This is a genomic window from Pseudomonas sp. NY15374 (assembly GCF_048068255.1).
Taxonomy (GTDB): domain Bacteria; phylum Pseudomonadota; class Gammaproteobacteria; order Pseudomonadales; family Pseudomonadaceae; genus Aquipseudomonas; species Aquipseudomonas machongensis.
Genome location: NZ_JBLUPZ010000001.1, coordinates 692,236 through 710,234, shown reverse-complemented (window position 1 = coordinate 710,234; position 17,999 = coordinate 692,236). Strand labels below are relative to the sequence as shown.

Genomic DNA, 17,999 nt, shown 5'->3' with positions numbered 1-17,999 from the left:
GGGAGCCACCATGGACGATTCCAGCCAAGGCAAGCCACCCACCTTCTGGCAGATGCTGCACAGCATCCTGGCTGCCGCCTTCGGCGTGCAGAGCGGCAAGAACCGCGCGCGCGACTTCACCCACGGCAAGGCCAGCCACTTCATCGTGATGGGGGTGATGTTCACCCTCGTGTTCATCCTGGTGCTGGTGGGGCTGGTGCAGTTGGCGATGCATCTGACGGGGCGGTGAAACAGTCATTTTTGCGTGCGCAAGCCAGAACGCACCCGCCCGCGGAATTCCCTCCCGCGGGCGGCTCAGGTTGCAGTTCACGGTCTGAAGTTTGCGTTACTGATGGCTGACCCAGTACACAGCGGTCACGACAACCAGCACGATCAGGCACAGGATCGCCCAGGCGTCGACACTGCTGTCAGGCTTGCGGAGCTTGGTCGGGTTTCCCATTGCATTGCCTCTTGTAGTGGTTATGGGAATGCACGTCACACCAGCAGTTAAGTCCAGCAATGCCCTTTGCTCAAGCAGGGTCTTTCAATAATCGACGGGTGACGTCAGGAACGGGTAGCGATAGTCGGTGCCCCGCCCCTCTGCGCTGTAGCGGCGAAAGTCGATGCCATAGCCTTTGCGGGCGCTCAGTTCCAGCCAGCGCTGCGCCTTCACCGCATCGATGGCCTGCAGCACCGGCAGGCGGTACAGGTGTTGCCCGTCACGGTCCATCGCCAGGCCCCGGGCGTCGTCATGCAGCATCACCATGGCCCAGCCGCCCAGGCTGAAATGCCCGCCCATGAGCACGCTCAGCCGCCCATCCACGCGCGCCTGCAAGGCCTCGGGCGAACTGTTGACCGCGCTGAACAACACATCGCGTCCCGGCACCAGGCCAGCCGCCTCGAACGCCTGCATTGCACCGAACGCCATCTGGTCGTTCGCCGACCACACCAGGCGCACCTGCGGATAGCGCTGCAACAGCAACTTGGCCTGCTCGAAGGCCCGTTGGCGGCTCCAGCCGCCATACACCAGCTGGCGCAAGCGTACGTGCGGAAACTCGGCCAACGCCCGCCGCATGCCTTGCTCGCGCAGTTGCGAAGCAGGCGTGGTGCTGATGCCGGCAAACGCCAGCAGCTCGATCGGTTCGCCTGTTCGGGGCAGGCTGGCGACCAGATCGTGCAGCATCTGGTAACCCGCCTGTTCGTCATTGCCGACCAGTGAGCCGAGCAGCGGCGCGTACTTGCCCGGCTGTGCCTGAATCGCCTCGGCCTGCCCCTCGGTCAGGCCGTTGTTGACCAACAACAGCTTGACCCCGCTGCCCTGCGACAGGCGCATGATCTCTGGCGCCACATACTGCTCGTTGACCAGCACCAGGTAGTCGGGCTTGTGCTCGCCCTGCAGGATCGCCCGCGCCTGCTCCAGTAGCCGCTCGGCCTGGCGCTCGCCGTACTCCACGCGCAGATCCATGCCCAGGTCGTCGGCCGCCGCTTGCATGAAACGCGAATAGCCAACCCAGAACGTCTCATCGGACAACCCGGGATTGAGAAAAACCACCGAAGCGGCTTGGGCGCTTGCCACCAGCGGCAGACCCAGGCACAGGCTGCGGCACAGCGTCCTGATGACCATGCGAGACATCCCTGCAAAAGCAAAGGATACAGTATAACGGCGCATGGCCATCACGGATAAATAGCAGCCAGTCTCACTTAGTCCAAATGGTTCTTTTCATATGCAAAAACATCACTTTAGCGCATAAATACAACCTGTTATCGTTCCCCCGCTCCGACCCGGAGTGCGCGGCCGTGCGCGCGATTAGCTGCATGCAGCCTGAGACAGGACTTTTATGTACGTATACGACGAGTACGATCAGCGGATCATCGAGGACCGCGTCAAGCAGTTCCGTGATCAGACCCGCCGCTACCTGGCCGGTGAGCTGAGCGAAGAAGAATTCCGCCCTCTGCGCCTGCAGAACGGCCTCTACATCCAACGTTTCGCCCCGATGCTGCGCGTCGCCGTGCCCTACGGCCAGTTGAACGCGCGCCAGGTCCGCATGCTGGCCAAGATTGCCCGCGACTACGACAAGGGCTACGCGCACATCTCCACCCGCCAGAACGTGCAGTTCAACTGGCCTGCGCTGGAAGACATCCCGGACATCCTGGCGGAACTGGCCACCGTGCAGATGCACGCGATCCAGACCAGCGGCAACTGCCTGCGCAACACCACCACCGACCAGTTTGCCGGCGTTGCCGCCGACGAGCTGATCGATCCACGCCCCTGGTGTGAGATCGTCCGCCAGTGGACCACCTTCCACCCGGAATTTGCCTACCTGCCGCGCAAGTTCAAGATTGCGATCAACGGTTCGAAGGAAGACCGCGCGGCCATCGAAGTGCACGACATCGGCCTTGAGCCTGTGCGCAACGCAGCCGGCGAGCTGGGCTTCCGCGTGCTGGTCGGTGGCGGCCTGGGCCGCACGCCGGTGGTCGGTTCGTTCATCAATGAGTTCCTGCCCTGGCAGGACCTGATCAGCTACCTCGACGCCATCCTGCGCGTGTACAACCGTTACGGCCGTCGTGACAACAAGTACAAGGCGCGGATCAAGATCCTGGTCAAGGCCCTGACGCCAGAAGTGTTCGCCGAGAAGGTCGAGGCCGAAATGGCCCACCTGCGTGGCGGCAACAGCACCCTGACCGAAGCAGAAGTCCAGCGCGTCTCGCGTCACTTCATCGACCCCGAGTACCAGGCCCTCGACAATGTCGACTACAGCGCCCTGGACCAGGAGCACCCAGGGTTCGCCCGCTGGCGTTCGCGCAACACCCGTGCGCACAAAAAGCCTGGCTATGTGGCCGTGACCCTCTCGCTCAAACCTACCGGCGTGGCTCCAGGCGACCTGACCGACAAGCAGCTCGATGCCGTGGCCGACCTCGCCGAGCGCTACAGTTTCGGCTTCCTGCGCACCTCGCACGAGCAGAACATCATCCTCGCCGACGTCGAGCAGCGCCAGCTGCACGCACTGTGGCTGGAACTGCGTGAAGGCGGTTTCGCCACGCCCAACATCGGCCTGCTGACCGACATCATCTGCTGCCCAGGCGGCGACTTCTGCTCGCTGGCCAATGCCAAGTCGATCCCGATCGCCGAATCCATCCAGCGCCGCTTCGACGACCTGGACTACCTGTTCGACATCGGCGAGCTCGACCTCAACATTTCCGGCTGCATGAACGCCTGCGGCCACCACCACGTGGGCCACATCGGCATCCTCGGCGTGGACAAGAAAGGCGAGGAGTTCTACCAGGTGTCGCTGGGCGGCAACGCCGCGCGTGATGCGAGCCTGGGCAAAATTCTCGGCCCCTCCTTCGCCCAGGACGACATGGCTGACGTGATCGAGAAGCTGATCAACGTGTACGTCGAGCAGCGCAACGAAGACGAGCGCTTCATCGACACCTACCAGCGTATCGGCATCGACCCATTCAAGGAACGCGTCTATGCAGCGAATCATTAAGAACAACCAGCTCATCGACGAAACCTGGCACCTGCTGCCCAAGGAAACCTCGTTCGACGAGCTGACCAACTGCGACGACTACATCGTTCCACTGCAGCTGTGGCGCGACCATGCCCATGCCCTCAAGGCCCGCGACGGCGGCCTGGGCGTGTGGCTGGACAGTGACGAAGAAGCCGAGGAAATCGGCGAGGACGTCCAGCACTTCCAGGTCATCGCCCTGAACTTCCCGGCCTTCACCGACGGGCGCAACTACTCCAATGCGCGCCTGCTGCGTGATCGCTACCAGTACAAGGGCGAGCTGCGCGCCATTGGCGACGTACTGCGCGACCAACTGTTCTACATGGCCCGCTGCGGCTTCGATGCCTTCGCCATCCGTGCCGACAAGGACCCGGAAGACGCGTTGCAGAGCCTGAAGGACTTCTCGGTCACCTACCAGGGTGCCACCGACGAGCCGCTGCCGCTGTTCCGCCGCCGCTGATCGCCGCCTGCTGTAACGAACGGCCCGCCTTCTGGCGGGCCGTTTCGTTTGCGCGTTTTTTCTAATGTTGAGTGCTGGCCTGCCGATATCACTGGTGTACCCGTATCTCTATTCGGCAGGACGCTAATGAATCCGATAACAGCTGCACAGCGCCTGGCCCCGGTCCTGACTGCCCCGCAACCGGCCCCGGCCAGCGCCAGCAACCCGACCGGCATCGCCAGTGTCTCGGCAGTCCCGAGCACCAGCGTGGTTCTCGGCCAGAGCAACACCATCAGCGATTCCGAGACCTACTCGCGCCAGGGTCTGCTGCCAGGCCAGGTCCGCTATGTCTGGGAAAAGGACAGCCAGGACAAGCTCGCCACCACGCTGCAGACCGCCTTCCAGTCATCCAGCAGCGCGGGCCGCTTCAAAGGCATTGGTGCGGCCTTGATCGAACAGCTCGCACAGAACGGCGGAAAGAACATCTCGCAGTCGGTGTTCGCCTTCAGCGACGACTCTCCAATCGACCCTGGCGTGCTCAAGCTGCAGCAGCAGCGCCTGCGCGAGAATCCTGACAGCGGCGTCACCTTCAGCCTGACCACCGCGTCCGGCGCGACCATTCGCTTGTCGCTGGCCAGCAGCGAAAAGGGCCTGGCGGTGAGCGCGGAAGTCGAAGGCGGCTCGCTCAGCAGCGAAGAACTCAAAGGCCTGGGCAACCTCGCCGACGCCTTCCAGTCCACCATCGATGGCCTCAACGAGGTGCCACCCCAGCTCAAGCTCGGCGCACTGGTCAAGCTCGATCCGAAGCTGTTCAGCGCCCTGCAGATGAGCAGCAAGTTCGAGTCCCTGAGCGGCGAGCAGACCTTCTCCCTGAGCCTCGATGACAAGGCGCGCAGCCTCAGCCTGCAGGGCCCGACCGGCCAGGTGCAACTGAGCCTGGACACCCAGGACGCCGAGCTGCTGGGCAAGTCGGCGCAGCGCAAGGCGGCGATCGACAACTACCTGACCCAGTTCGACGCCGCCCAGCGCCGTGGCCGTGGCGACGAGAACCTGATGAACCTGTTCAAGAACGCGTTCACCCAGCTCAACAGCATCGACGACAATCGCCAACCTGCGGTGCAAAGCCCGACGGCCCTGAACGACAAGGACCGTGCCCTGCTCAGCGGCCTGGCCGACTTCAGCGCCTCGATCAGCGAAACCACACGCAGAAGCAACCCGATGCGCCTGGACGAAACCGACAGTTTCACCTTCAGCACCTCGCAGAGCACCACGGTCAAGAACCGTGGCCTGCAGGACCGGTCGGTGGAGCAGAACCAGCAGAGCAAACTCACCGCCTCGTTCCACCGCGGCCTCAATCCGCTGACCAACCTGGTGCTGGGCAGCGACCGCGAGTCGCAGAACTACAGCTACCACCTGATCGACGACCAGGCCAGCAGCACCACCCGCCTGGCCTATGACAAAGGCCAACTGGTGGAAGCCAGCGCGACCCAGCAGGCGAGCCAGAAAGAGCGGATCCTCACCTATGTCGATGGCGACCTGAAAAGCGACGTGACCACGCCCAAGGCAGTGACCCAGTCGCGCAACGTGCTGAACCTGCTCAGGGATGCATTCGAGCAGGACCGCATCGCCCAGCGCGATCGCGGTGTGTCGCTGCTCGAAGGGCTGCTGCAATCGCAGCGCAGTCGCTGGTTGCTGCAGACCGATCCGTCGAAGATCGCGGCCTGACAAAGGACCTGTGGGAGCGGCGAACCGCCGCCGCCACAGGGACTCAGTCAAGCTCAGAGAAGGCTTACCCCCGCACCCCCAGCATCCCGCGATCGACGATGAAATCGATCACCGCCTGCAACCCGTCACCCTTCTTCAGGTTGCTGAACGTCCAGGGTCGCTCGGGGCGCATGCGGTTGGTGTCGCGCTCCATCACTTCCAGCGAAGCCCCGACATAAGGTGCAAGGTCGGTCTTGTTGATCACCAGGAAGTCCGACTTGGTGATGCCCGGCCCGCCCTTGCGCGGGATCTTCTCGCCTTCGGCAACGTCGATCACGTAGATGGTCAGGTCGGCCAGTTCCGGGCTGAAAGTGGCGCTCAGGTTATCGCCACCACTCTCCACGAAGATCACCTCCAGGTTGCCGAACTTGCGCGCCAGCGCCTCGACCGCCGCCAGGTTCATCGAGGCGTCCTCGCGAATCGCGGTGTGCGGGCAGCCGCCGGTCTCGACACCGACGATACGCTCAGGCTCCAGGGCCCCAGCCTCGGTGAGGATGCGCTGGTCCTCCTTGGTGTAGATATCGTTGGTCACCACGGCGATGTGGTAATGGTCACGCATGGCCTTGCACAGGGCCTCGAGCAGCGCGGTCTTGCCGGAGCCGACCGGGCCACCGACACCGACGCGCAGGGGTTGCTGATAGCTTTGCATGTTGGCAGTCCTCAGGAACGGAACAAACGGGTGTATTGGGTTTCGTGTCGTGACGAGGCAATGGCCAGCAGCGGCAGGCCACCGCCCAGTTCGTCATCGCCAAGGGTCAGGGCCTGGTCGAGCACGGCGGGCAACTCGGCGCCCAAGTCGCGCAGCAAGGTCTGGGCCGCCTGCTGGCCGAAAGGCACCAGCTTGACCCCGGCCATGACGGCGCCTTCCAGCCAGGCGAAGCCATGGCCGAGGGCCAGGTCGCGCAGCGGGATCGACCAGTGCGCGCCCAGCCAGGCCATGCCACCGAGCTGGGATAGCTCGATGCTCTCACGCCAGGCCGGCGCCTGGGCCAGTTGCCAGCCATCGAGCAGCCGCGCCAGGGCGCTGCCCCGCTGGCGTTCTTCAAGCCGCAGCTCGGCCGTCTCCCGGTTGGCCAGCAGAAACTGGGTCCAGCGTGCGAAGGCCTCGGCATCATCGTCCTGGCATGCGCGGTAGAGGCGCGCCAGCAACGGCCAGTCGAGACAGCCCAGGGTGTCGTGCAACTGCTCACGCTGCCAGGCACAAAAGCCGGCCGTGTCACGCACCCAACCGGCCTCGACGGCCCACTCCAGACCTTGCGAGTAGGTGAAACCACCCACCGGCAGGCCCGGGCTCGCCAGTTGCAGCAGACGCAACAGCGCCAGGTCGCTGCTCATCAGCCGGCCAGCACGAACGCGGCGCCGGCCAGCAAGCCACCACCGAACAGCTTCTGCAGCTTGCTGTGGCGGCGCAGCAGACAGCCTACGCCGAACCCGACCACCAGCAGCAGCGCACTGACGGTGACGAAGCCTGCACTGAACATCCAGAACGCGCTGGGCGTCGCTTCCACGCCGTGGGCCCAGCCATGGAACAGGGCGAACACCGGCATGGCCAGGGCCAGCAGCACCTGGCGGTTGGGCAGCAGCATGGCGCAGGCGGCCACCACCAGCGAAATGGAGATCATGGTTTCGACACCGACCAGGTCACCGAACAGATGCCCCAGCACCGCGCCGCCGAACATCGCCGAGAGGGTGGCCAGGGGCAAGCTCAGGTTGCGTCGGGTCAGCGCGGCCAATACGCCGGTACCCAGCAGCATGAGCAAGTGGTCCAGGCCTGTCAGCGGGTGCAGCAGGCCATCCTGCAGCGGGTTGTTGTCGTGGCCGGGGTGGGCGAAGGCTGGCAAGGCAATCATCAGTAACGCCAGGGCAAGGGCTTTTTTCATTGTGTGCTCCAAAGCAATTCGGAAGGATTACAGGCGAACGAAGGGATGATCGTGGGCGTGGCCGTGAGGGGCGCTCTGGTAGGCGCCAGCCTCCGGCTCGAACGGCGCCTGCTCGATCAGCACCTCAAGGCCCAGGCCGCGCACCATTTCGTCCAGCACATGATCATGCTGGTAGCGCAAAAGGCCGGCCTCGATCTGCAACGGCACATGGCGATTGCCCAGGTGATAGGCCGCACGCGCCAGCAACAACGGATCGGCGCAGCGCACCGTGGACACACGCTCCGGTGCCGCCAGCACCTGCACCAGATGCTGGCCATCGGCATCGGCGAGCAGTTCGCCACCGCGCAGCAGATGGCCGCGCTCAAGCATCAGGCCGGCATCGCGGCCATCGTCGAGGGTCACGCGCAGGCGGCTCTTGATTCGGCTGTCCACATCCAGGGTGACAGTACCGGTGACCGAAGCAGCCTCGGCGACACGGCGGGTCAGGACAATCATGCTTGCTCCTTCAGAACAGGAAATAACGCTGGGCCAGCGGCAGTTCGCTGGCCGGTTCGCACACCAGCAACTGGCCATCGGCGCGCACCTGGTAAGTCTGGGCATCGACCTCGATCAACGGTTGCAGGCCGTTATGCACCATGTCGGCCTTGCGCACTCGGCGACAGCCGCGGGTGACCCCGATCAGGCTGCGCAGCCCGAGCTCCTCGGCCAGCCCACGGTCCATGGCGGCCTGGGGCAGGAAAGTCATGCGCGTGGCGTGGCGAGCTGCACCGAAGCTTGCGTACATCGGACGGTAGTGCACCGGCTGCGGGGTCGGGATCGAGCCGTTGATATCGCCCATGGGCGCCGTGACGATCAGGCCGGCCTTGATCACCGCCGACGGCTTGACACCGAAGAACGCTGGCGACCAGACCACCAGGTCGGCCAGCTTGCCCACCTCCACCGAACCGACCTCGTGCGCGATGCCATGGCTCAGCGCCGGATTGATGGTGTACTTGGCGATGTAGCGCTTGACCCGGAAGTTGTCGCTGTAGCTGCTGTCCGGCGCCAAGGGCCCACGACGCACCTTCATCTGGTGGGCCACCTGCCAGGTCCGCAGCACCACTTCGCCAACCCGGCCCATGGCCTGGGAGTCGGACGACGTCATGGAGAACGCGCCCATGTCGTGGAGGATGTCCTCGGCGGCGATGGTCTCGCGGCGGATACGCGACTCGGCAAAGGCCACGTCTTCGGCAATGCTCGGGTCCAGGTGGTGGCAGACCATGAGCATGTCCAGGTGCTCATCCACGGTGTTGATGGTGTAGGGCAACGTCGGGTTGGTCGAGGACGGCAGCACGTTGGCCTGCCCCGCCGCCCGAATGATGTCCGGCGCATGACCACCGCCCGCCCCTTCGGTGTGGAAGGTGTGGATGGTGCGATCGCCAATCGCTGCCAGGGTGTCCTCGATGCAGCCGGATTCGTTGAGCGTATCGCTGTGGATCGCGACCTGGATGTCCATCTCTTCGGCCACGCTCATGCAGCAATCGATGGCCGCCGGCGTCGAACCCCAGTCTTCGTGCAATTTCATGCCCATGGCGCCGGCGGCGATCTGCTCGCGCAGCGGTTCGGGCTTGGAGACGTTGCCCTTGCCGAGAAAACCGATGTTGATCGGCAAGCTGTCGGCAGCCTGGAGCATGCGCGCCAGGTACCAGGGCCCCGGCGTACAGGTGGTGGCGTTGGTACCGGTCGCCGGACCGGTGCCGCCGCCGATGAAGGTAGTGACGCCGCTGGTCAGGGCTTCATCCACCTGCTGCGGGGAGATGAAGTGGATGTGTGTGTCGATGCCGCCTGCGGTGACGATCTTGCCCTCGGCGGCGATCACTTCCGTTGCTGCGCCAACCGGGATGGTGACGCCGGGTTGAATGTCCGGGTTGCCCGCCTTGCCGATGGCGACGATACGCCCTCCGCGCACGCCGATGTCGGCCTTGACGATCCCCCAGTGATCGATGATCAGCGCATTGGTCAGCACCAGGTCCACAGCTTCGGCAGCCAGCATTTGGCCCTGCCCCATGCCATCGCGAATGACCTTGCCACCACCGAACTTGACCTCCTCGCCATAGATCGTGAAGTCCTTCTCGACTTCGACCCACAGCGCCGTATCGGCCAGGCGCACGCGGTCGCCGACGGTGGGCCCGAACATGTCGGCGTAGGCCCGACGGGAAATACGGCTCATGCCTTGCCCTCCAGCGCGCCCATCACCTTGCCCTGGAAGCCATACACTTCACGCTTGCCGGCGTAGGCCACCAACTGCACGGTACGTGACTGGCCAGGCTCGAAACGCACGGCGGTGCCGGCGGGGATGTCCAGGCGAAAACCCCGGGCTGGTTCGCGCTCGAACACCAGCGCATCGTTGACTTCGTAGAAGTGGTAGTGCGAGCCGACCTGCACCGGGCGGTCGCCATGATTGGCAACGCTGACGCTGACCGTTTCACGGCCGACATTGAGTTCGATGTCGCCTGCGGCGACCTGGATTTCTCCGGGAATCATGAATGCCTCCTGGGCAGCGTCAGACGATAGGCTCGTGGACCGTCACAAGCTTGGTGCCATCGGGGAAGGTCGCTTCCACCTGGACGTCGGGGATCAGCTCCGGCACGCCCTCCATGACCTGGTCACGGCTGAGCACCTCGCGGCCCAGGCTCATCAGTTCGGCAACCGTGCGACCGTCACGCGCGCCCTCCATCACTGCGGCGCTGATCAGTGCCACAGCTTCCGGGTAGTTGAGCTTCAATCCACGGGCCAGGCGGCGCTCGGCGACCAGCGCGGCCGTGAACAGCAGCAGTTTGTCTTTCTCTCTCGGGGTCAGCTCCATGGGAGGCTCTCTCAGGTGGCCCAGATGCGCGGCGGGCTCGGCGCCAGGCCCAGGACGGCCGGGCGCAACAGATGCCAGAGGCGCTGCAGGGTGCGTTGCACATGTTGGTTGTCGTTATCGAGCAGGCGAATCACCAGCAACGGCCCGAGCAGGGTCGCGCCAGCCGGAGTGTCCACGTCGTCGAGCACCTGGCGTACCTGCTCGAGCAGGTGCGTATCGGCAGGTGCGGCGCAGAAGGTCGCGACCAGCGGATAACCGCCGAGTTTTTCCAGATGCCCGCCCTCTATGCGCAGGCGCTCGTGGAGCCCCGGCTCGTGGGGCAGCTCGACCTGCAGCCGGCTGTCGAGGGCGCCATGATCGAAGTGCTCGTTCATCACCGGACGGCCCAGGCACAAGGTTTCCCAGGCCAGCAGGCGAGCGCCGGGTTCAAGGGTGAAACGGCTGTCGAGCCGGGCGCGGGCGCCGTCGAAGAAGATGCTGTCGTGAGGCAGCCATTCCAGCGTGCTGTCAGCCGCCAGGTGGAAGCGTTGCGCCAGCTGCGCGGTCGGACCGATGCTGCGGTAGAACTTGCTCGCGCCCGGCATGGTCAGCAGCGCGTGGCTCCCAGGCTCCAGATGGATATCGAGTTCGAGCCGGTCACCTGCGACGATGCCGCCGGGCGGGTGAAGGATGTAGACATGACACGGCGCGCCTTCAGGATAGAACGGGCGCTGCACCAAAAGAGGGCCGTAATGTTTGCGCGCACCAAGGCGAGTCACGCCCCCGCGCTTGACGAAGCGCAATTGCAGGTGAGCACTCCAGCCGCTATCGCCTTCAGATTGTTCGAATTGTTGCGCGGACGACATCCTGCAGCCCCTGAAATCCGTGGTGTGGCTAAATATTGGCTGATCTGTCGCGTTTACCTACGATGGGGTACGCAATGACCGCTTGTCTGAATTGCTGAACTGATATAGCAGGTTGCGGGCCAACTCCGCAGATGAACGAAGATGAAATTTTTCGGTCGCCGCTCCGGGATAGGGCGCCGCGCACAACCGCGGAGCGGCCTTGAGCCCGGTTTCGGTGCTTATGGGCCCAGGGGCTGCGTCAGTGGCTGTAGAGTGCTTCAAGCAGGCTTACCCGCGAAAACGGCACCGCGATATTCGCCACGGCGCTGCGACAATCCACCACACCAACACCGCCACCCTCCCCGCCATCCGAATGGTAGATTCGCGGCCATGAAAACCACCCGTCGGACACGTTCGCTGACCGCCTGGACGCTCTATGCCAGCGTTCTGTTCAGCCTGTTGCTCTGTGGCCTGCACCACGGCCAGATGAGTGGCCTGCGTCTGTCGGGCCTGGACGGTGGTTTCTGCGCCCTCGACAGCACCGGCAAAGGCCCGGCCATCGACCTGGGCGACAGCAGCAGCGACCAGCACATGGCCCAGCTCGATTGCCCGGTATGCTCCTCCTTTGCACTGGCCGTGCCGCTGACCGGTAGCCTGTGGTCATTCCCTGCAGCACACAGCGGGGCCCCCTCGCCGATCATCGTGCGCAGTTGGGCGCAGCCGCCGCCGCGCTACCTGCGCCCCGCCATCCCGCCCCGCGCATCCCCTTCCGATTTCCCCGCAGCAGCTCCCCTCGCCTGACCCCAGGCGGGCACGCCCGTGCCCGCGGGTCAGCCATGACCTTTGCGTGGAATCACTACAACATGATCCGCAACACTTCTCTGGTGCTCCTGATGGGCACCACCTGCACCTGCACCTGTGCCTGGGCCGACGTCGCCCCCGTGCAACTCGACGCCACCACCATCGACGCCGAACAGCAGGCGCCCTCCGGCGTGCAACTGGACGAACCGATCCGTACCGGCTCGCGCCTGGGCCTCACCGCACGGCAGACACCCGCTTCGGTCAGCGTCTCGGACCGCCGGGTGATCGAGCAGCGTGACGCCAAGGACAGCCAAGACGTGATCAACGCCATGACCGGCGTCAACGCCTCGGCCAACCCCGGCTACGGTGGTTTCGTCGCCTACCGTGGCTTCACCCAGAACCAGGTGACCCAGCTCTACAACGGCATCAACCTGGGCTACAGCAGCGCCACCCGTCCGGTGGATGCCTGGGTGCTGGATAGGGTCGAGCTGATCGGCGGACCGTCGTCGTTCCTGCATGGCGCCGGTGCCGTGGGTGGCTCGATCAACTACATCACCAAGCTCGCCAGCCGCGAAGCGCAAACCCTTGATGGGCGCATCCGCTACGGCAGCTACGACGACTCGGAAGTCGCCTTCGGCATCAACCAGGCCCTGGCCGAGAACCCCGCCGATGCCCGCCATTTCGCGCGCCTGGACTTCAGCCACAGCCAGGGCAATGGCTACATCGACCGCAACCAGCGCAACACCGACAGCCTGGCCTTCTCGTTGCTCAGCGACCTCTCGCCCAACCTCACCCACACCCTGGCCCTGGAGTACCAGGAAGACAAAGAGGACAGCCCCTACTGGGGTTCGCCCATCCTGCCGGGGCGCAGCACCATGAAGATCGACAAGAGCCGCCGCTTCGAGAACTACAACGTCGCCGACGGACGCTACGAGCAGCGAGTGCGCTGGCTGCGCTCGATCCTCGATTACCAGGTGAGCGACAGCACCAGCGTGCAGAACACCCTCTACCACTACAATGCCCAGCGTGATTACCGCAATCTTGAAAGCTACCGTTACAACAGCGCCGGCAACGTGGTGCGCTCCAGCCCCTACCTGCAGCGCCACCAGCAGAGCGTGATCGGCGATCGCGTCGAGCTGCGCCACGACAACAGCCTGTTCGGGCTGAGCAGCCAGTGGTCGCTGGGGCTGGACTGGTCGAGCATGCACCAGACCCTGTACCCGACCTCGGGCAGCTACAGCGACGTGGTCGATCCGGATCACTTCGACCCCGGCAGCTTCTACGACATTCCGGGCGTCAATCGCGGCCTGACCAAACAGCGACGCAACGAGGTGCTCAATCGCGCGCTGTTCGCCGAGAACCGCCTGCAACTGACCGACCGCCTGGCCCTGCTGACGGCCCTGCGCTACGACTACCTGGACATGCAGGTCACCAACTATGGCCCGGTCAGCCCCAGCTCGCCGGCCTACTTCGAGCGCCGCTGGGAGCCGCTGTCCGGACGCATCGGCCTGACCTACGAGCTGACGCCGACAGCCAGTGTCTATCTGCAGTACAGCAACTCCGCCGACCTGCCAGCCGGTTCGCTGGCATCGGCGACCTATTCCAACGTCGGCTTGTTCGACCTGTCCAAGGGCGAACAGTGGGAGGCCGGCAGCAAGTTCGACTTCCTTGACGGACGCGGCGCCGCCACCGTGGCGGTCTACCAGATCGTGCGCAAGGATTTCGCGGTGCGTGACGCCAACGATCCCAACCTGACGGTGCAGGCGGGCCAGCAGACCTCGCGCGGTATCGAGCTGTCCGGGCGCCTGCAGGTCACGCCCAAGCTGTTGGCCGAGGCCAACTACGCCTATGTCGATGCCCGATACGATGAATTCAACGAAGCGGTGGGCGGCGTGTCGGTATCTCGCAAAGGCAATGCGCCGGTCAACGTGCCGGCCAACGTCGCAAACCTTTGGTTGAGCTATGCCTTCACTCAAGACTGGTCGGCCGGCGTGGATGCTCGCTACGTAGACTCGGTCTACGCCGACAACGCCAACAGCCTGAAGGCCCCCGCCTACACCCTGTTCGGCGCCTTCGCCCGCTATCGCCTGGACCAACACACCACCCTCACCGGTCGCGTACGCAACCTCACCGATGAGGTGTATGCCAAGCAGGCTTATGGGCAGCAGTACTACATGGGCGCGCCGCGCACCTTCGAGGTGGCGATGGATGTGAAGTTCTAGCGCGGCACTACGCGCAGAGCAAAGCATCTGAATGCTGGCGTGCCACCTATGGGAGCGCGCCAGCTTGATGCTCGCAAGGATGGGTACGCTACATCGGTCGATCCGACGCCAGCAAACGTTCTAGCCCCTGCCACTCCTGCTCGCTGACCGCCACGCCTTCGCGCTGCGAAACCGCCCGCTCCCTGAACCGCCGCTCCCCCGGCAAACGCGACAACCCCGCCGTGTGCATCTGCTCTACCAATGCACGACTGCGCTCGGCAAAACGCCCGCCTTCGGCCTTGCTCGGGTCGATGACAATGATCAACTGCCCGGTCCAGGGGGTCTTGGCGCCTGGATGTTGCGACCAGTCGAACTCCCAGGAAAAATGCCCGCCCGTCAGCGCCGCCGCGAGTAGTTCGACCATCATCGACAGCGCCGAGCCCTTGTGCCCACCGAACGGCAGCAAGGCGCCGCCTTCGAGAATCGCCTTGGGATCGGTGGTCGGCTCACCTTCGGCATCGACGCCGACACCTGGCGGCAATTGCTCACCCTGGCGCGCAGCGATCTGTAAATCGCCATGGGCCATGGCACTGGTGGCCATGTCGAAGACGATCGGGGCGAGCCCCTGGCACGGCGCCGCGAAGGCGATGGGATTGGTGCCGAACAACGGTTTGCGTGCGCCATGGGGCACCACGCAGGTCATGCTGTTGACCACACTCAATGCAACCAGGCCCTCTTCGGCAAAGGGTTCCACATCTGGCCAGAGCGCCGCGAAATGGTGGGAGTTATGGATAGCCAGCACGGCAATACCCGCCTGCCGCACCTTCTCCACCAACAGCGTGCGTGCCGCCGCCAGGGCTGGCTGGGCGAAACCGCCCCTGGCATCGACCCGCACGAAGCCTGGAGCGACATCCGTGACCTCGGGCACCGCAGCGCCATCGACCCAGCCGCTGGCCAGGGTCGAGACATAACCCGGCATGCGGAACACACCATGACTGTGCGCACCATCGCGCTGGGCGCTGGCGCAGTTGGCGGCCAGCACTGCGGCCACTGCGTCGCTGCATCCATGACGCTGGAAGATCTGCTGCAACCGCTCCTGCAACTGCGCAAGAGGAACACGTACGACAGGACCTGTGGACGGTGCGGACATCTGAAGCTCCCTTTATTGGATTTGAAATGGCGATGGCCCAGGGCACTGCCTGCCACTCTTCCCTCGGCGAGGGTGTGCTGTCAAATCCGGCCAGCGCCGCAAACGCCAGGTTTATTGCAGCGCTGCAAAGACCCGACTGCATCGTTAAATATTATTGACCTACGCCCCTGCCAAAGCCTTGTCGGCTCAGGCTTGCAGCAGGTAAAGCCCCCGAAAACAGGCCGATTACCCGATGAAGCCGACGCGTCAGTCGTTTGACATATTAAACGGCTCTGGCAAGCTATGAAGCATGTTCCGACCGGTTCCGCAGCCTTCAAGCCGCGCCGGCAGTGCTCGGGACCACAGGTCACGCATCAAGGGCCCAAGGCCGCGGACCTGCACAACAACGACAGGTAAAACCTGTCCCAAGGTGACATATGTCCAACAGCAACATTGGCAACAAGCAACCCTCCCTGCGCAAGCCCGTCGTCCTGATGACCATGGGCAGCCAAGAGCGCAAAGGTCACGACTATCAGGTCATGACCCATAAATACATCACTCCCCTGGTCGATTTCGCCGACTGCATCCCGGTCCTGGTCCCGACCTGCTGCGGCACCGACGCCCTCGAGGCGTACCTGGACATGGCCGACGGCATCTACCTGACCGGCGCCGGCAGCAATATCGATCCGGCCCTCTATGGCCAGGAGAACGAAACCCCCGGCAAGGCCCAGGACAAGAACCGCGACCTGTTCGACATCCCCCTGGTGCAACTGGCCATCGCCCGCGGCCTACCGATCTTCGGCATTTGTCGCGGCATGCAGGAAATCAACGTGGCCCTGGGTGGTGACATCTACCAGAAGGTCTACGCCGAACCAGGCTTCAACGACCATCGCGAAAACCCTGAAGACCCGGTAGACGTGCAATACGCCGCCTCCCACGGGGTGAAGATCAAACCCGGCAGTTGGTTGCGTGAAACCCTGGGCACCGACGAGATCCGCGTGAACTCGCTGCACGGTCAGGGTCTGCGCAACCTGGGTGAAGGCATCGAGCCGATCGCCCACGCCGAAGATGGCCTGGTCGAGGCCATTCATGCACCGAGCATTTCGCCCTTCCTGTTCGCGGTGCAGTGGCACCCCGAGTGGCAAGCGGCGAAGAACCCGGATTCGATCAAGATGTTCCAAGCCTTCGGCGACGCCTGCCGCGCCCAGGTCCGCAAGTCCCAGGCCAGCAAACGCCACCAGGCGGCCTGACCCCCTCTTCGTCAGCTTTGATCGCGGGGCGGCGCAAGGTCGCCCCCGCTTCCCCGGTCACCCTCTGCTGGTCCCAGAACACCTCCCGTGGAAGCGGGCGGCGGGCTTGTGCCTGTCTCCGCGATCTTTTTTTCCTGAAGACATACGATGACTGATCGACCGCAGTGCACGATCGGCCGTTTCGGTTGGCTGTTGCGGCGCTATCGCGGGACGAGCCCGCTCCCACAAAAGCGCAGTTCCAGGTGATCCGCCGGCAGCTGCCACGCACCGCGACAGGGCCCAGCGGATAGGCATCGCTGCAAAAATTTCTCGGGCAGGGCTAGTCATCGGACAAGTTGTACGATAACTTACCTCTCACCTTGGTACACCTTCTTACCCAAGCGCCCACAGGATGCCTACAACAATGAATCCACAAGAACTGAAATCCATCCTCTCCCACGGCCTGCTGTCGTTCCCTGTCACCGACTTCAACGCCCAGGGCGACTTCAACCCCGCCGGCTACATCAAGCGCCTGGAATGGCTGGCCCCCTATGGTGCCAGCGCACTGTTCGCCGCCGGTGGCACCGGTGAATTCTTCTCCCTCGCTGCCAGCGAATACAGCCAGGTGATCAAGACTGCCGTCGATACCTGCGCCACCTCCGTACCCATCCTGGCTGGCGTGGGCGGTGCTACCCGCCAGGCCATCGAGTACGCCCAGGAAGCCGAGCGCCTGGGAGCCAAAGGTCTGCTGCTGCTGCCGCACTACCTCACCGAAGCCAGCCAGGACGGCGTAGCCGCCCACGTTGAGGCCGTGTGCAATTCGGTGAAGATCGGTGTGGTGGTCTACAACCGCAACGTCTGCCGCCTGAACGCGGCGCAGCTCGAAAAACTGGCTGAGCGCTGCCCGAACCTGATCGGCTACAAGGATGGCCTGGGTGATATCGAGCTGATGGTGTCGATTCGTCGCCGCCTGGGCGATCGCTTCAGCTACCTGGGTGGCCTGCCGACCGCCGAGGTGTATGCTGCGGCTTACAAGGCGCTGGGCGTGCCGGTCTACTCCTCGGCCGTGTTCAACTTCGTCCCCAAGACCGCAATGGACTTCTACAACGCCATCGCCCGCGACGACCACGCCACGGTCGGCAAGTTGATCGATGACTTCTTCCTGCCATACCTGGACATCCGCAACCGCAAGGCCGGTTACGCCGTGAGCATCGTCAAGGCCGGCGCCAAGCTTGCTGGCTATGATGCAGGCCCGGTACGCACCCCGCTGACCGACCTCACCGGCGAAGAGTACGAAATGCTCGCCGCCCTGATGGACAAGATGGGCCCGCAATAAGCGCAGCCCCGCGGCCTGCCAATGCCGCTGCCGGAGTGCCACCCGCGCTCCGGCCCACAACCC

Annotated in this window: 18 protein-coding genes; 8 read left to right on the top strand and 10 right to left on the bottom strand. The window is 64.2% G+C overall.

Features of this window, described 5'->3' with window-relative positions:
* Positions 1-10 precede the first annotated feature (10 nt).
* On the top strand, positions 11-229 hold the full coding sequence (locus ACNFHO_RS03450) for a DUF2970 domain-containing protein (protein WP_054890753.1): 219 nt from the start codon (positions 11-13) through the stop codon (positions 227-229).
* Positions 230-523: 294 nt separating this feature from the next.
* Here the strand turns inward: ACNFHO_RS03450 and ACNFHO_RS03445 are convergent, their stop codons facing one another.
* The gene (locus ACNFHO_RS03445; protein ID WP_416765228.1) at positions 524-1,603 is read right to left on the bottom strand and encodes an ABC transporter substrate-binding protein; all 1,080 of its coding nucleotides are present in this window, start codon (positions 1,601-1,603) and stop codon (positions 524-526) included.
* 214 nt (positions 1,604-1,817) lie between these two features.
* Here ACNFHO_RS03445 and ACNFHO_RS03440 point away from each other — a divergent pair, with 214 nt between their 5' ends.
* From ACNFHO_RS03440 to ACNFHO_RS03430, 3 genes are all read left to right on the top strand, one after another.
* Positions 1,818-3,470, top strand: coding sequence for a nitrite/sulfite reductase (locus ACNFHO_RS03440; protein ID WP_063545044.1), 1,653 nt, complete (start codon positions 1,818-1,820; stop codon positions 3,468-3,470).
* Positions 3,454-3,948 carry a DUF934 domain-containing protein gene (locus ACNFHO_RS03435; protein ID WP_054890756.1) on the top strand — a complete coding sequence of 165 codons (495 nt, stop codon included), beginning with the start codon at positions 3,454-3,456 and terminating at the stop codon, positions 3,946-3,948. Before ACNFHO_RS03440 ends, ACNFHO_RS03435 begins: the two co-directional genes overlap by 17 nt.
* 126 nt (positions 3,949-4,074) lie before the next feature.
* Positions 4,075-5,652 carry a hypothetical protein gene (locus tag ACNFHO_RS03430; protein WP_416765225.1) on the top strand — a complete coding sequence of 526 codons (1,578 nt, stop codon included), beginning with the start codon at positions 4,075-4,077 and terminating at the stop codon, positions 5,650-5,652.
* Positions 5,653-5,716: 64 nt separating this feature from the next.
* On the opposite strand, the gene ureG is transcribed toward ACNFHO_RS03430, so the two are convergent.
* From ureG to ACNFHO_RS03390, 8 genes are read right to left on the bottom strand one after another with little or no spacing between them, the layout of a single operon-like run.
* Positions 5,717-6,340 (bottom strand): urease accessory protein UreG, encoded by a 624-nt coding sequence (ureG, locus tag ACNFHO_RS03425; RefSeq protein ID WP_054890758.1) that lies wholly within the window; start codon positions 6,338-6,340, stop codon positions 5,717-5,719.
* Between the two features lie 11 nt (positions 6,341-6,351).
* Complete coding sequence (locus tag ACNFHO_RS03420; RefSeq protein ID WP_054890759.1) at positions 6,352-7,026, bottom strand: urease accessory protein UreF; 675 nt, start codon at positions 7,024-7,026, stop codon at positions 6,352-6,354.
* Positions 7,026-7,571 carry a HupE/UreJ family protein gene (locus ACNFHO_RS03415; protein WP_063545045.1) on the bottom strand — a complete coding sequence of 182 codons (546 nt, stop codon included), beginning with the start codon at positions 7,569-7,571 and terminating at the stop codon, positions 7,026-7,028. Before ACNFHO_RS03415 ends, ACNFHO_RS03420 begins: the two co-directional genes overlap by 1 nt.
* Positions 7,572-7,598: 27 nt before the next feature.
* Positions 7,599-8,066: an urease accessory protein UreE gene (gene ureE, locus ACNFHO_RS03410; protein ID WP_112898380.1), complete on the bottom strand. Its 468-nt coding sequence runs from the start codon at positions 8,064-8,066 to the stop codon at positions 7,599-7,601.
* A gap of 10 nt (positions 8,067-8,076) precedes the next feature.
* Positions 8,077-9,780: an urease subunit alpha gene (gene ureC / locus ACNFHO_RS03405; RefSeq protein ID WP_416765222.1), complete on the bottom strand. Its 1,704-nt coding sequence runs from the start codon at positions 9,778-9,780 to the stop codon at positions 8,077-8,079.
* Positions 9,777-10,094 carry an urease subunit beta gene (locus ACNFHO_RS03400; protein WP_054890763.1) on the bottom strand — a complete coding sequence of 106 codons (318 nt, stop codon included), beginning with the start codon at positions 10,092-10,094 and terminating at the stop codon, positions 9,777-9,779. The genes ureC and ACNFHO_RS03400 overlap by 4 nt, the downstream gene beginning before the upstream one ends.
* A 19-nt stretch (positions 10,095-10,113) precedes the next feature.
* A complete protein-coding gene (locus tag ACNFHO_RS03395) occupies positions 10,114-10,416 on the bottom strand; it encodes an urease subunit gamma (RefSeq protein ID WP_054890764.1) in 303 nt (100 codons plus the stop codon).
* A gap of 11 nt (positions 10,417-10,427) precedes the next feature.
* On the bottom strand, positions 10,428-11,261 hold the full coding sequence (locus ACNFHO_RS03390; RefSeq protein WP_416765221.1) for an urease accessory protein UreD: 834 nt from the start codon (positions 11,259-11,261) through the stop codon (positions 10,428-10,430).
* A 369-nt stretch (positions 11,262-11,630) separates the two neighbouring features.
* On the opposite strand from ACNFHO_RS03390, the gene ACNFHO_RS03385 reads away from it, so the two are divergent.
* Together ACNFHO_RS03385 and ACNFHO_RS03380 are read left to right on the top strand one after the other, a co-directional pair.
* Positions 11,631-12,041, top strand: coding sequence for a DUF2946 domain-containing protein (locus ACNFHO_RS03385; RefSeq protein WP_112898382.1), 411 nt, complete (start codon positions 11,631-11,633; stop codon positions 12,039-12,041).
* A gap of 62 nt (positions 12,042-12,103) precedes the next feature.
* Positions 12,104-14,263 (top strand): TonB-dependent receptor, encoded by a 2,160-nt coding sequence (locus ACNFHO_RS03380; RefSeq protein ID WP_416765218.1) that lies wholly within the window; start codon positions 12,104-12,106, stop codon positions 14,261-14,263.
* A gap of 88 nt (positions 14,264-14,351) precedes the next feature.
* Here the strand turns inward: ACNFHO_RS03380 and ACNFHO_RS03375 are convergent, their stop codons facing one another.
* On the bottom strand, positions 14,352-15,392 hold the full coding sequence (locus ACNFHO_RS03375) for an Ldh family oxidoreductase (RefSeq protein ID WP_414155543.1): 1,041 nt from the start codon (positions 15,390-15,392) through the stop codon (positions 14,352-14,354).
* 416 nt (positions 15,393-15,808) lie between these two features.
* Here ACNFHO_RS03375 and ACNFHO_RS03370 point away from each other — a divergent pair, with 416 nt between their 5' ends.
* Positions 15,809-16,621 (top strand): gamma-glutamyl-gamma-aminobutyrate hydrolase family protein, encoded by an 813-nt coding sequence (locus ACNFHO_RS03370; protein ID WP_063545051.1) that lies wholly within the window; start codon positions 15,809-15,811, stop codon positions 16,619-16,621.
* 403 nt (positions 16,622-17,024) lie between these two features.
* Positions 17,025-17,936, top strand: coding sequence for a 5-dehydro-4-deoxyglucarate dehydratase (gene kdgD, locus ACNFHO_RS03365; RefSeq protein ID WP_054890769.1), 912 nt, complete (start codon positions 17,025-17,027; stop codon positions 17,934-17,936).
* Positions 17,937-17,999 lie beyond the last annotated feature (63 nt).